Genomic DNA, 12,605 nt, shown 5'->3' with positions numbered 1-12,605 from the left:
AATCTGATGAAATAAGCACCGGAGTACTTATTTCATGCGCATACGGTTATGGACAGCCTGACTTAAAGTGTGACTGTCGATATATTCCAGTTCACCACCTTGCGGCACGCCTTGAGCAATCCGGGTCATCTGCACCGGTAAATGCTTGGTCGCTTCGACCAGATAATGCGCCGTCGCCTGACCTTCTACCGTGGCATTGGTCGCCAGAATCACTTCTTTGACCTGACCCGAGCTTAAACGGTGAATTAAAGCTGGAATCCCGATTTCTTCCGGGCCAATCCCGTCAAGCGGCGATAAATGCCCGCCCAAGACATGATATTTACCGCGGAAGCTGCCACTTTGTTCAATTGCCATGACATCGGCTGGTGATTCCACCACGCAGAGTAATTCTTCATCACGCTCCGAAGATGCGCAGATATTGCACACTTCATCTTCGGTTAAAGAATGGCAGATGGAACATTCGTGAATATGCGTGGTCGCCTCATTTAAGGCATAAGCCAGACCCAGCGCGCCTTCACGGTTTTTCATGATCAGGTGCAAGGCCATGCGCTGGGCCGATTTTGGCCCAACACTTGGCAAAATACGCAAGGCTTGTACCAGTTGATCAAAACGATCGCTGAACACAGATGCGCTACCTTAGAACATGCCTGCCAAACCTGGTGGTAAGCCCATACCAGAATTCGCTGCTTTCATACGTTCTTCAGAAATGGTTTCTGCCTGACGCGCTGCATCATTCATGGCCGCAGCAATCAGGTCTTCAATCATGTCTGGATCGTCTTGTAACAGTTCAGGATTGATTTCAATACGCTTTACCACGTTACGGCAGGTCATGGTTACTTTGACCAGACCACCGCCCGCTTCGGCATTCACTTCAGTTTGTGCCAGTTCTTCTTTGGCTTTCTTGATATTGTTTTCTACTTCTTTCTGCATGCGCTGCGCTTGCTGCATTAACATATTAATGTTCATAAAAATCTCCGAACAAAACTGACATCTTTGGCTAAGCACTCTACACGAAAATTCAGCAAAAAGATGTCAGAATTTATAAATTAAATCAGGTCTAAACCACGGCTAAGGTCGCGAATAATATCATCAATATCTTCCAGACCCACAGAAACACGAATTAAACCTTCTGAAATACCGGCTTGCTGTTTGGCTTCGGCAGACATACGGCCATGTGAGGTGGTGGCAGGATGGGTAATCGTAGATTTTACATCGCCAAGGTTACTGGTAATCGATAAGAAACGCGTGTTATCAATGACGGTCCATGCACCTTCACGCTCACCTTTCACCACGAACGATACAACACCGCCAAAACCGCTTTGTTGCTTTTTCGCTAATTCATGCCCTGGATGCTGCGGCAAGCCAGCGTAATATACGGTTTCCACTTTTGGATGAGCATCCAGCCATTCTGCCAGCTTCTGCGCACTGGCGCAGTGGGCTTTCATCCGCAGGTTCAGAGTTTCCAGACCTTTAAGGAAGACCCAGGCATTAAACGGACTCATCGAGTTACCCAGGGTACGAATCACGCCATTAATTTCTTCCAGCAGCTGGTGATTACCCACCACAGCACCACCCAAGGCACGGCCCTGACCATCAATATATTTAGTTGATGAATAAATGATTAAATCCGCACCAAATTTAATCGGCTGCTGTAAAACCGGGGTACAGAAGGTATTGTCAACGGCAAACAAGGCATTGGCTGCATGGGCAATATCAGCAATCGCTTGCAAATCACCCACTTGCGCCAATGGATTAGATGGGGTTTCAATAAACAGTAAACGTGTATTTGGGCGAATCGCCTGCTGCCAGGCCGCTAAATCTTCCAGATCAACAAAGGTTACATCTACGCCAAATTTCATGACATATTTTTCAAATAATGAAATGATCGAACCGAATACCGCGCGTGAACACACCACATGATCGCCGGCTTTTAAATAGGCCAGGGTAATTGCATGTACTGCAGCCATACCTGAACTGGTGGCCACGGCACGTTCTGCGCCATCGAGCACTGCTAAGCGTTTTTCAAAAGTATGGACAGTCGGATTGGTATAACGGGAATAGGTATTCCCTTCAATTTGCCCAGAAAATTTGGCGGCTGCATCAGCTGCACTTTCGCAAACAAAAGACGATGTTAAAAAGATGGGTTCACTATGCTCACCCTCGAAGGTACGGTCATGACCAGTACGAATTGCCAAAGTATCTAACTGATATTCGATCTCGTCTTGTTCGCTCATCTCGATTTTCGCCCTTAGACTACCGTTATAAGAATTGCCAACATTTTGAGCGCCCAAGGTGTTTAAGGTCAAGGTAAAATATGGAAATATCGCTTAGACTTCATCCAACTCAGCGTCATGACAAGCAGATAGAGGCTATGAACCCAGTACAGAAAAAATTTGCAGATCAACGCAAGAAGTTAAAAAACTTATCGACCCGGCTTTTTAACAGCAAGACTTTGGTGATCTCCCAAACCACACCGTATGAGATCATTGGCGAATACCAACACGCACAAATCCGTTATTACGCTTCACCCAATAAAGCCTATCAGGAGCCGCTGGTCTTTGTTGCGCCGCTGGCGATTAATATGGCGATTTATGATTTGTATCCCTATCGCTCTTTAATCAAGCATTTCCAGCATAGCGGTTTTGATGTCTACCTGATTGACTGGGGACGTTTAAACTATACCCATCGTCATTTAAATTTTATGTACTTTATTAATGCTGCGATTCCGCATTGTATTGAGCAGATTCGACAGCACTCCCATAGCGAGCAGATTTCCCTACATGGCTGGAGTATGGCCGGCGTCTTTGTGATGCTGTATACCGCCTATCGTCAACCTCAGATTGTGAAAAACCTGATGGTGCTGGGCAGCCCGGTAGATAGTTATGCTTCCGGTCGCATCGGCCAGCTGTTTAAATGCAGCAACCAGCTGATTTCACGTAATCACAAATTAAAACAGGCCTTACATCAGGGCTCTATTCCCCCACATTTCATTCATACACCCGGCATCATCAACGCTTTAGGTTTTAAAATTCTAGATCCTAAAGGCTGGCTGGACAGTCAGCGCCAGCTGTTTCTCAACCTGCATGATCCGCAAATACTGCATGAACATGCCACGCTGGGGAATTTCCTGAACAATATGATTGATTATCCGGGCGGGATTAATCAGGACATGGTACTGAATGTCTGGCTGCAAAATCCGCTGAAAAACGGCATTATCCGCCTAAAGGATGAACATATTGAACTGAAAAACATTCGCTGTTCTTTATTTGTTGGGGCCGGGCAAAGCGACCAGATTGTGACGGCCGCCGCTGCACAGCCTTTAAGCCAGTTGACAAGTAGTACAGATGTCACGTTTACTCTTATTCCGGGTGGTCACTTAGGCCTGATGTCCAGCCAGAAAAGTGCCAATGAATTCTGGCCCAAGCTGACCCGTTGGCTCGAGCAAAGATCAACAAAAATACACAAGGAAACCGCATGATTCAGTCCGTTGCATTTATTGGTTTGGGCGCTATGGGATACCGCATGGCCGCACATTTACCCCAGCATTTTGATACAGTCTATGTCTGGAACCGTAATTTTGCCAAAGCCGAGCAACACGCAGCGGAATATGCTACACAGGCGGTTCAGCTTGAACAGGCCGTACAGGCCGATGTGATTTTTTCCTGCCTGCCGACCAGCCAGGATGTAGAACATCTGTTAGAGGGTTTGACGCTAAAAGCCGGCTCTATCTGGGTGGACTGTACCAGCGGTGTTCCAGATTCTGCCCAAAAAGTGGCTGCGCAGCTCAAAGCACAACAGGTAGATTTTCTGGATGCACCTGTGAGTGGGCAAACCATCGGTGCAGAAAAAGGCACCTTAACCGTGATGGTGGGCGGGGATGCGCAAGCTTTTGAAAAAGCCCTACCCGCAATGCAGGCTTTTGGGCAACTGATCAAGCATGTCGGTGAACCGGGCGCCGGTTTTGCCGTTAAAGCCATTAACAACATGCTGATGGCTGTCAATTTATGCGCCGTTGCCGAAGGATTTACCACCTTAAAAGCGCATGGGGTAAACTTAAACGAAGCGCTGGACTGTATTAATGCCTCAAGCGGCAAAAGCGCGGTAACGGAAATGGTGCTACCTCAACGTATTCTTAATCGCGCATTTCCACTAACCTTTGCCCTGCCACTACTGGCCAAAGATACCGGAATTGCTTTAGACTTGGTACGCGATGCAAAACTTTCAGCACCGGTACTCGGATTGGCCCAAAGTTTGATTCAGGCTGCCAATGCTACTGCTGAACCAGATAGCGACTTCTCCAGCGCCGTTAAAATGTATGAGGCCTGGAGCAAGATTACAATTGAGTAAGATCTGGCCATTGAATAATCAGAATAAAACCTAATATTGTGAGTAGATGCTTACCCACAATGTTATTACAGAGGAAACTCGTATGAATAAGCTCACTGTTGCATTATTGACCAGTCTTGCAACATTCATTGGGGCAAATACCACTGCTTTTGCTTCAGCACAGGAATGTCAAAAGCTGAAAAATGATCATGATGTGATTTATGCATCAAAAGGCTTCTGCTTTAAAGATCCTGAAGCCAAAGCCAAGTTTGGCAATGACAACTGCTATACCACCAAGCCAAAATTTTCTGAAAGAGAGCAACAACGACTTGACGAAATCAAGGCGCGTCAGAAAGAATTGAACTGTAAATAATTCAATGCATTGATTAAAGGAAATATCATGGCTTACGATGATCAAAATATTTTTGCAAGAATCCTGCGTGGAGAACTGCCTGCAATTAAAGTCTATGAAGATGAACAGGTTCTTGCGTTTATGGACATCATGCCTCAGGCAGATGGCCATACACTGGTCATCCCGAAATCACCTGCGGTCACCCTGCTCGACTTAGATCCACAAGTCGCAGCCTACACCATTCAGGTGGTGCAGAAAGTTGCCAAAGCCATGGAAAAAGCCTTAGGACTAGATGGAATTGTATTGATGCAGCTGTCTGGCGCTGCTGCGGGACAAACTGTACCGCATGTTCATTTCCACCTCATTCCTACCTCGGTACATCAACTCGGTAAACATGCTGCGCAGATGGGTGACCAGGAAAAAATCATGCAACTGGCTGAAAAGATTAAATCAGCGCTTTAAAATATTTTCCCCGGTGAAATGTAAAAATGAATGGAGCGGCTGCTCCATTTTTTTAAGCAGAACTTCTGCTAAACCTATTTTTATGACACTAAAGTGTCAATTCGCTTGCAATTAAGTGATTCATTTTAAAAATTTTTCCCGATTTGGAAATTTATCTTTTTATAACAATGCCATTAAAAGTAAGTTTTTGATCTGATTTGTACTTTTTAATATTTTTGAAATATTTCCTTAATATTACTGTCGCATTTGTAAGGAATACTTAGCACCAATAGAGAACGGGGGTAGATCAATCCTACTTCTGAACAATGTTTAGGACTAAAAACAATAGTCTGTATTGGAGCTACACATGAAAAAAACGCTTTGCGCATTAGCAGTTGGGGCAACCTTATTTACACCAGCATTAGCTATGGCTGCTGATGTAAAAGTATATGGTCGTGCACACGTATCTTTAGACTATCTTGATGATGGTGCAGACTACAACGAAGTTGGTCTTTCTTCTAACTCATCACGTTTAGGCTTCAAAGCTGAACAAAAATTAGAAAATGGCATGACTGTTTTTGGTCAAGTTGAGCAAGAAGTTAACTTCGCTAGCGGCGAAAAAGACGATAAAAGTATTAATTTTGCAACTCGTGATACCTTTGTAGGTTTAAAAGGTGATTTTGGTCAAGCGCGTGTAGGTCGTTTTGACAGCCCGTTTAAAGTTGCTCGCGGTCCAGTGAACTTCTTTGGTGACATGGTTGGTGATATCCGTAACGTAACCCGTGCTGATATGAAGTTTGACGAACGCAATGAAAACACCATTGAATATAAATCACCAAAATTTGGTGGTGGATTCAACGTTTTAGCTGCAGTTTCAATGCATAGCAATAAAAATATTGCTAAAGATGATAACGGCGAAGGTGTTGAGGATAATAAAGCATACGATCTAGCTTTAACTTATAAAGAAGGTCCAGTTGACTTTGCTGCCGCTTATGAGCGCTACGAAGAAAACGCAGCAATTGGTGCAGGTGAGCGAGATGGTTTCCGTATCGCAGCTGCATATAAAATCACACCTGAATTAAACTTCGGTGGTTTATATCAATATTTAACGCATGATAACGATGCTGAAAACCCAGATGCTCAAGTATTTGGCGTAGCAGCAGACTATAAAGTTGCACCTAAAACTTATGTACGTGGTCAAGTCTTCCACCGTGACGTTGACACCGACGATGCAAACTCTACACTTTTAGCAGTTGGTGTTGAACATCGTTTAGATAAGGCTGTACGTGTATACGCAAACCTTGCAACTATGCTAAATGATAAGAATTCGAACCTAGTACCATGGAAAGAAGCTCGTTCAAATAGCGTAAGTGGCGTAGCTGATGAAAATGCTACTGCTCTTTCTCTAGGTTTCCGTTACGACTTCTAAGTCTAACCTCTACCTAAAAAGCAAAAAAAACACGCTTCGGCGTGTTTTTTATATCCAGATTTATGGATTTAAAAAGCCAACCTCAGGTTGGCTTCATTATATAAACAGGCTTATCTTTTCAAGAAACCTGACACCATATTCAGCACATTCTGAATATCATTATTGGCTTCAGTTTTACTGGTCTGCTCACCCTGTGGAGTTAAAGAGTCAATAATCTGTGGCAACACCTGTGAAATTGCGCCATAAATATCCTGTTTAGGGGCATGGGTTTGCTGCGCTACCTGTTCCACTTCTTCATCATCAAACAGATTCTGGACTTCCTGCGGATTCACACTGGCATTCTCGCCCGGCCCGGTCGAAACCCAGTCATCCACCTGGCTGCTTAGGCCCTGACCTTTTAATTTGTCCAGTGCACCTTGCAAACCACCCTGCTTTTGAATCCAGGCCAGCACCAAAGGCAATACCGCAACCAGAAGAGAAGTTTTAGAACTACCACCTAGCCCCTGACTGGAACCACCGAATTGGCCCAGCACAGAGCCTAAAATCCCACCCAAACCGCCTTGCTGGCTTTGCCCACTCTGCTGGTGATTATTTCCCAGTTGACCTAGAACTGAACCGAGAATACCGCCTAGCCCAGCACTTTGTTGGGATTGCTGCTGATTAGAATTTGAACCTAAGGCCTGTTTCGCCAAAATTTCCACAATATTGCTTAAGTTTGTCATGATTTTTATTTCTTCCTTTAATGACATTCACTCAGCATACGATGCTTCATTCATCTGAAACATCCGAAATTGTTATGTTTTTGCAAAAACTGCAGAAAAGCTGAGCATTACCAGCGATATTTATCCCAGTTTTCCGGGTTAGCCCAGAATTTGGAATTAAACCAGTCCGGTACATGCTTATAGGTCAAAATATTAAATTGCCACAACATTAGGTCATGCTGCGGCTGACTTTTATCCATCAGTTGGGTAAAGCCCAAGGCACGCAATAAAGGTTCATCCTGGCGTTTAGTCACCACCACCATACGTTTGGCCAGCAAATCACGCAGTTTCACCAAAAGCTGCGATTTCTGCGCGCTGCTCAAATCTGCCATTTCTTCGGTATCCAGCAGTACAAAAGCCAAATCAAAACGCTGGGTAAAAGGCAGATTTAAAAGCGTAGTTACGTTAAAATATTGCCATTGAATTGTCTGATGATGATCGTATTGTTCAAGATGTTGACCAATACACAATGCAGTAGAAACTGGCTGCTCCTGGGTTAAATCGTCTAGCATAGAAGTGATGACATTCATCTCAGCCATGACTGCATTCCTTATGATGAAAGTGAGTATTTTTTATGGAACTACAAGGCATTTGCCATAAAATGCATGCAGGTCTAAAGGACCTTAGTGTAACTGATCAACAGACACACCGGGCAAATGTTGAATATAAATTTATTCTGGATCGCTCAGAAATCGAACTGCCTTTTCGCTTGGGTCAAGAAATAGAAATTGAATGGACCGGCAATATTTACTGTGTTTCTTGCGGCAGTAAAACACCAAAATCCTATTCACAAGGTCACTGCTTTAAATGCTTTAAAACCAAAGCGTCCTGTGACATGTGTATTATGAAACCGGAAACCTGTCATTATCATTTAGGCACTTGCCGTGAAGAAGAATTTGCACGATCTGTCTGCTTCCAGCCGCATGTGGTGTACCTAGCCAACTCCAGTGGCTTAAAGGTCGGAATTACCCGTATTGGCCAAATGCCAACACGCTGGCTGGATCAGGGCGCAACTCAGGCCTTACCGATTATGAAAGTCGGCTCTCGTCGTTTATCTGGCCAGCTGGAAATCATGTTTGGCTCACAAATTGCCGATAAAACTGACTGGCGCAAACTGCTCAAAGGTGAAGCTGAACCGGTCGATTTAATTGCGACGCGTGACCAGCTGATTGAAGAATTTGCACCTAAAATCAGCACAATTCGTGAAGAATTTAACCAGAATCTTGAGTTTAATGAAACATTGGAATTGATGGAGCAGGAACGTCCACGCGAGTTTATTTATCCGGTAGAACAGTATCCTGAAAAAATTAAATCGCATAATCTGGATAAGACCCCGGTGATTCGCGGCAAACTTTTCGGGATTAAAGGTCAGTATTTAATTTTAGATACTGGCGTAATTAATATCCGTAAATATACCGGCTATGAACTGATTATCCGTACTGAATAAACTTTTCACCAAAATATAAGCACAATAAAAAAACCGGCGTTTGCGCCGGTTTTTTTATTATGCAGTCAGACTTATTCAATATCTGCTTTAGCTTTCAGATACTGGGTATAGTCATCCAGTTCTTGCTGGGCGCGCAGCTGTTGATACAACTTGGCAAGCTCCTGTAACTGTTCAGGCGTTAAAGCATTTGAAGTGGTACGGTTCACATTCGATACTGCCACGACCACCAGTTCATTTGGCAAAGCTGCCGTGGTCACAGACCACATCCCTTGCTTCGGTGGCATCAAGCTAAATGCAGCACGCTCAATTTCACGCTTTAAACGACCTTCAGCACGGGTAAATACACCAGCATCTTCAAAACGGATTTGCTGCTGAGCCAAGACTTCTGCAGCCGGTTGCGTCTTGAACTCATCCAGTGATTTCTGGATTTTGGCTTTGGCTGCATTAAAGGCTTTTTCTTCAATCAGTTTGGCACGTACACGTGGTGTTGCTTCAGCCAGGGTTTGCACACCCGCAGCATGATACTCACGTACTTTCACCCAAACCACATTACCATTGGCCATTTGAATGTTACTTGAAGCGTTACGATCGCCGTTTTTCACATCATCATTAAACAGTTTCACCTTCACACTTGGATCAGATAATACTGGATGCTGAGAGGCCAGACTAAAGCCTTTTACCGATTCAACCTTGGTGCCTTTGACTTCCTGAGATACCACATCCAGCGCATCACTACCCACCACCATCTCATTCAGGCTATTTACCGTATCCGAGAAGGCATTTTGCTGTTTGGTCTTTTTCAGTTCTGCAGTTAAACGGGCTTTTTCCGCTTCAAAAGAAGGCACCTGAACTGCATCGGTTTCAACCTGAATTAGATGATAACCATATTGGGTTTTCACCGGCTGAGAAATCTGACCTGATTTCAGACTGGTGACTGCCTGATCAAAGGCATTGCCAAAGGCACCCACGTCATAAGCCTCAAATAAGCCACCCTTGTCTTTAGATTCCGGGTCTTCTGAATATTTCTGTGCAGCAGCGGCAAAACTGGTGCCCTGCTGGATTTCAGCATACACCTGATCCGCCAGTTTTTTGGCAGCTGCATCATCACGTGCATCGGTGGTAATTAAAATATGTTTAACCTCACGCGCTGCATTTTTTTGCTGGGCTTCAACAAACTTGTCATAGGCCTGTTGCAATTCTGCATCGGTGATTGCAGCTTCAGTCGCGGAAATATGTGCTGGCGTCAGAACAATAAAGTCGACATCAACATTGGCGACCTGCTTAAACAGGGTCGAATGTTTATTGTAATAATCACTGATTTCTTGCGCTGAAACCTGAATATTTTTCTTATATTCATCCAGTTTAATGCTGGATAAATGCAAGGTACGCTGTTCGGTTTGTAAATTGGCAATCTGCTGGATATCCAGCTCGCTCACCAAGGCATGATCCATAAAGCTCGCGCTAAGCATTTTCAAGGCATGATCCTGACGCAGATTCTGGATTAAAGCCTGACTGCTCATGCCCACTGAACGCAGGTAATTGGCATACAGTGCTTCAGAAAACTGGCCATTTTCCTGAAAGCTTGGTTGCTGGGCAATCATCTGCTCAATTTGCGCATCGCTTAAGGAAATACCCAAATGTTCCGTCTGTTGTAACAGCAAGGTACGTGCAATCAGAGTATCGAGTGCTTTATTTTCAATATACGCCTGATTCAACAAGGTCTCATCGCCTTGTGTATAGCTGAGATATTGTTGTTTTAATGAGTTGGTTAAGGCTTCTAATTCCTGTTTGGAAACCTGTTGCCCATTTACTGATTTTGCCGAGTCGGCAGAATTGCCGCCACTAAAATATCCTTCAATACCTACAAGTGCTAAAGGGATCAGAAACAGAACGAGCAAAACCTTGCCCAACCAGCCCTTAATAACATTACGAAAAGATTCCATAAGTATTCCAATATTTTACTTGTGCAGGATTTTAACCGAAAACCCTCAGCGAATGAATGTATTAAAACCCGAAACTCTGATTATTAATAAAAAACGCGCCAGGAGGCGCGTTTAATACTGCTTAAAAGATCAAGCTACAGAATCTTTTAAACCTTTACCCGCTTTGAAGCTAGGTACTTTGCTTGCTTTAATCTCAAGTGTTTCACCAGTTTGTGGGTTACGGCCTGTACGAGCAGCACGTTCTTTCACATTGAAAGTACCGAAGCCCACTAAAGTCACTGTGTCGCCTGCTTTCAGCGCTTCAGTGATTGAAGCAATTGTAGCGTCTAAAGCCTTACCAGCGTCAGTCTTAGACAATCCCCCTTTCTCTGCAATTGCATCAATTAATTCTGATTTATTCATGAAGATTACGTCCTCTTAATATCGTTTATTTAAGGTCCAAAGATTTCGTTTAAGTTACCGTAATGCCTTTATAGCAATGCTTTGAGGGTAAAAGCAATACTCTCCAGACGCATTTATACAAAATAAGTTGCAAAAATCTGCCAAAAAATGCCAAAGCTGTCGAGATTTTCACTTTTTCAGGAGTTGTTCTTTTAATTGCTTATTTTCTTCAATTAAAGCATCGACTTTGCTGTGCAGTTGCAGCACCAGCTGCTCTAAATGCTGGATATCTTTCACGGTTACCAGCCCTATACGGTTCAAGGAATGATGAACACTATGGTCAATCATCCGTTCGACCTTATCTTTGGTATCGACCACCGATTCTTTGGCCTTTTCAGAAACTTTTTCTACGGTTTGATCGGCAATTTCGGTGGTTTTGGATTCCAGTTCTTCCCCCACCTTGACCAGTGAGTCAAATAATTTATTGCCTTCTTCTTCAGCACGGGAAAATGCGCCTAAGCCGGCCAGCCAGATCTGTTTGGTATATTTGCGAAAATCTAGCGCCGATTTACGCCCTGAACGTACTCTTGCTTTGTTTTTAGACGCTTTTTCATTTTCGTTTTGTGGTTCTGGCGATTCTACTGCTGCTTCATCCATTCGCATTTCTCCTGCTTATTTTGTATACCATTCAATATCATAAACCAACAAAATGCTCTTATAATAGCAAATTAAGCACTTGAACGTTTTGTTAAACTGTTCTACAAAGCAAGAATATTATGTATTACTTCCTGGTAATGCACTGCTTGGATATGCACGACTCGATCTGGTTAGGGACTAAATTGTATGAATGAATCGCAACAAAGACAAAATGAATCACATTTGTTGCTGACGATGGTGATGATTGTTCTGGAAACAATCTTTAGCTTTATCTTGAAATATGATCGTGTTGTTGCACTTCAGGCCAAAAAATTTGTAGACCAGAAAATTGCGGTCAAAATTAACAGCTATATCCCCTATTTCGACTTTTATGTGCAGTTTAGTGAACACGGTATTCTGTTTGACCAGAAAGCACCTGAAAAAGCTGTCGAGTTAGATGTACGCACCACCCTGCTGGATTTGATTAAGATTTTTGTCTTGGGGAATCGTCGCAGTATTCGAGCCATGCGCATTGAAGGCGACCCGACTTTAAAAGATGAATTCCGTGATCTGCTGACCTTATTCAGTATTCCTAAAGTGCTGTCGGACTGGCGTCAATGGCTGGCCGATCCTGAACACGAGCAGGAACTGGAAACCTCTAAACGCCGGATTGCCCCATTATTAGAGAAAATTGACCTGCAACGCTCGACCATTAATACCCTGCAGGTAGAAGTTAAACAGTATAAAAACCGCATTCGTCGCATGCAGCGCAACCAAAAGCGAATTAATCTGGCTTTTAGTCTAATTACTCTGCTATTAATTGCGTTATTAGTGTATAATTTATGGATCGTTTAAATCCTTAATTTCCCTGCGATTGAATCGAATATCC

The 12,605-nt window shown here is 43.7% G+C and carries 15 protein-coding genes; 7 read left to right on the top strand and 8 right to left on the bottom strand.

Going from position 1 to position 12,605, the window contains the following annotated elements; all coding sequences use genetic code 11:
• Positions 1–27: 27 nt before the first annotated feature.
• From recR to FTU86_RS03140, 3 genes are all read right to left on the bottom strand, one after another.
• Positions 28–624, bottom strand: a complete 597-nt coding sequence (gene recR, locus FTU86_RS03150) for a recombination mediator RecR (protein ID WP_005178420.1) — start codon at positions 622–624, stop codon at positions 28–30.
• A 12-nt stretch (positions 625–636) separates the two neighbouring features.
• Positions 637–966 (bottom strand): YbaB/EbfC family nucleoid-associated protein, encoded by a 330-nt coding sequence (locus FTU86_RS03145; protein WP_180036796.1) that lies wholly within the window; start codon positions 964–966, stop codon positions 637–639.
• A gap of 80 nt (positions 967–1,046) precedes the next feature.
• Positions 1,047–2,234 carry an O-succinylhomoserine sulfhydrylase gene (locus tag FTU86_RS03140; RefSeq protein WP_005178426.1) on the bottom strand — a complete coding sequence of 396 codons (1,188 nt, stop codon included), beginning with the start codon at positions 2,232–2,234 and terminating at the stop codon, positions 1,047–1,049.
• A gap of 137 nt (positions 2,235–2,371) precedes the next feature.
• Between FTU86_RS03140 and FTU86_RS03135 the strand changes: the two genes are divergently transcribed.
• The 5 genes from FTU86_RS03135 to FTU86_RS03115 all read left to right on the top strand — a co-directional run bounded on the left by FTU86_RS03135 (position 2,372) and on the right by FTU86_RS03115 (position 6,548).
• On the top strand, positions 2,372–3,478 hold the full coding sequence (locus tag FTU86_RS03135) for an alpha/beta fold hydrolase (RefSeq protein WP_180036795.1): 1,107 nt from the start codon (positions 2,372–2,374) through the stop codon (positions 3,476–3,478).
• Positions 3,475–4,347, top strand: coding sequence for an NAD(P)-dependent oxidoreductase (locus FTU86_RS03130; protein ID WP_168405787.1), 873 nt, complete (start codon positions 3,475–3,477; stop codon positions 4,345–4,347). Before FTU86_RS03135 ends, FTU86_RS03130 begins: the two co-directional genes overlap by 4 nt.
• Before the next feature lie 82 nt (positions 4,348–4,429).
• The gene (locus tag FTU86_RS03125) at positions 4,430–4,699 is read left to right on the top strand and encodes a YARHG domain-containing protein (protein ID WP_045795400.1); all 270 of its coding nucleotides are present in this window, start codon (positions 4,430–4,432) and stop codon (positions 4,697–4,699) included.
• Between the two features lie 27 nt (positions 4,700–4,726).
• A complete protein-coding gene (locus FTU86_RS03120) occupies positions 4,727–5,140 on the top strand; it encodes an HIT family protein (RefSeq protein WP_180036794.1) in 414 nt (137 codons plus the stop codon).
• 346 nt (positions 5,141–5,486) lie between these two features.
• Positions 5,487–6,548 carry a porin gene (locus FTU86_RS03115; protein ID WP_180036793.1) on the top strand — a complete coding sequence of 354 codons (1,062 nt, stop codon included), beginning with the start codon at positions 5,487–5,489 and terminating at the stop codon, positions 6,546–6,548.
• A gap of 110 nt (positions 6,549–6,658) precedes the next feature.
• On the opposite strand, the gene FTU86_RS03110 is transcribed toward FTU86_RS03115, so the two are convergent.
• Both FTU86_RS03110 and FTU86_RS03105 read right to left on the bottom strand, forming a co-directional pair.
• The gene (locus FTU86_RS03110; protein ID WP_005178435.1) at positions 6,659–7,270 is read right to left on the bottom strand and encodes a YidB family protein; all 612 of its coding nucleotides are present in this window, start codon (positions 7,268–7,270) and stop codon (positions 6,659–6,661) included.
• Between the two features lie 107 nt (positions 7,271–7,377).
• A complete protein-coding gene (locus tag FTU86_RS03105; protein WP_005178437.1) occupies positions 7,378–7,848 on the bottom strand; it encodes a DUF6231 family protein in 471 nt (156 codons plus the stop codon).
• A gap of 35 nt (positions 7,849–7,883) precedes the next feature.
• Here FTU86_RS03105 and FTU86_RS03100 point away from each other — a divergent pair, with 35 nt between their 5' ends.
• On the top strand, positions 7,884–8,756 hold the full coding sequence (locus tag FTU86_RS03100; protein ID WP_075174536.1) for a DUF2797 domain-containing protein: 873 nt from the start codon (positions 7,884–7,886) through the stop codon (positions 8,754–8,756).
• Between the two features lie 71 nt (positions 8,757–8,827).
• Here FTU86_RS03100 and FTU86_RS03095 read toward each other — a convergent pair whose 3' ends face one another.
• The 3 genes from FTU86_RS03095 to FTU86_RS03085 all read right to left on the bottom strand — a co-directional run bounded on the left by FTU86_RS03095 (position 8,828) and on the right by FTU86_RS03085 (position 11,737).
• Entirely contained in the window at positions 8,828–10,699 is a 1,872-nt protein-coding gene (locus tag FTU86_RS03095; RefSeq protein WP_104491556.1) for a SurA N-terminal domain-containing protein, read from the bottom strand.
• A gap of 129 nt (positions 10,700–10,828) precedes the next feature.
• On the bottom strand, positions 10,829–11,101 hold the full coding sequence (locus FTU86_RS03090) for an HU family DNA-binding protein (protein ID WP_005178445.1): 273 nt from the start codon (positions 11,099–11,101) through the stop codon (positions 10,829–10,831).
• Positions 11,102–11,269: 168 nt separating this feature from the next.
• Entirely contained in the window at positions 11,270–11,737 is a 468-nt protein-coding gene (locus FTU86_RS03085; RefSeq protein ID WP_005178447.1) for a phasin family protein, read from the bottom strand.
• 186 nt (positions 11,738–11,923) lie between these two features.
• Here FTU86_RS03085 and FTU86_RS03080 point away from each other — a divergent pair, with 186 nt between their 5' ends.
• Complete coding sequence (locus tag FTU86_RS03080) at positions 11,924–12,571, top strand: hypothetical protein (RefSeq protein WP_104471107.1); 648 nt, start codon at positions 11,924–11,926, stop codon at positions 12,569–12,571.
• The last annotated feature ends 34 nt before the right edge of the window (positions 12,572–12,605 follow it).

The organism is Acinetobacter sp. YH12155, from assembly GCF_013418255.1.
Lineage (GTDB): Bacteria > Pseudomonadota > Gammaproteobacteria > Pseudomonadales > Moraxellaceae > Acinetobacter > Acinetobacter indicus.
The sequence above is the reverse complement of the archived record's forward strand: the minus strand, read 5'-3'. Positions and strand labels throughout refer to the sequence as shown.

Coding starts and splice junctions, on each gene's coding strand:
- FTU86_RS03110 (WP_005178435.1), bottom strand. CDS start 7,270: ATGACAAACTTAAGCAATATTGTGGAAATTTTGGCGAAACAGGCCTTA.
- FTU86_RS03115 (WP_180036793.1), top strand. CDS start 5,487: ATGAAAAAAACGCTTTGCGCATTAGCAGTTGGGGCAACCTTATTTACA.
- FTU86_RS03080 (WP_104471107.1), top strand. CDS start 11,924: ATGAATGAATCGCAACAAAGACAAAATGAATCACATTTGTTGCTGACG.
- FTU86_RS03095 (WP_104491556.1), bottom strand. CDS start 10,699: ATGGAATCTTTTCGTAATGTTATTAAGGGCTGGTTGGGCAAGGTTTTG.
- FTU86_RS03090 (WP_005178445.1), bottom strand. CDS start 11,101: ATGAATAAATCAGAATTAATTGATGCAATTGCAGAGAAAGGGGGATTG.
- FTU86_RS03145 (WP_180036796.1), bottom strand. CDS start 966: ATGAACATTAATATGTTAATGCAGCAAGCGCAGCGCATGCAGAAAGAA.
- FTU86_RS03140 (WP_005178426.1), bottom strand. CDS start 2,234: ATGAGCGAACAAGACGAGATCGAATATCAGTTAGATACTTTGGCAATT.
- FTU86_RS03085 (WP_005178447.1), bottom strand. CDS start 11,737: ATGGATGAAGCAGCAGTAGAATCGCCAGAACCACAAAACGAAAATGAA.
- FTU86_RS03135 (WP_180036795.1), top strand. CDS start 2,372: ATGAACCCAGTACAGAAAAAATTTGCAGATCAACGCAAGAAGTTAAAA.
- FTU86_RS03105 (WP_005178437.1), bottom strand. CDS start 7,848: ATGGCTGAGATGAATGTCATCACTTCTATGCTAGACGATTTAACCCAG.
- FTU86_RS03100 (WP_075174536.1), top strand. CDS start 7,884: ATGGAACTACAAGGCATTTGCCATAAAATGCATGCAGGTCTAAAGGAC.
- FTU86_RS03120 (WP_180036794.1), top strand. CDS start 4,727: ATGGCTTACGATGATCAAAATATTTTTGCAAGAATCCTGCGTGGAGAA.
- FTU86_RS03125 (WP_045795400.1), top strand. CDS start 4,430: ATGAATAAGCTCACTGTTGCATTATTGACCAGTCTTGCAACATTCATT.
- FTU86_RS03130 (WP_168405787.1), top strand. CDS start 3,475: ATGATTCAGTCCGTTGCATTTATTGGTTTGGGCGCTATGGGATACCGC.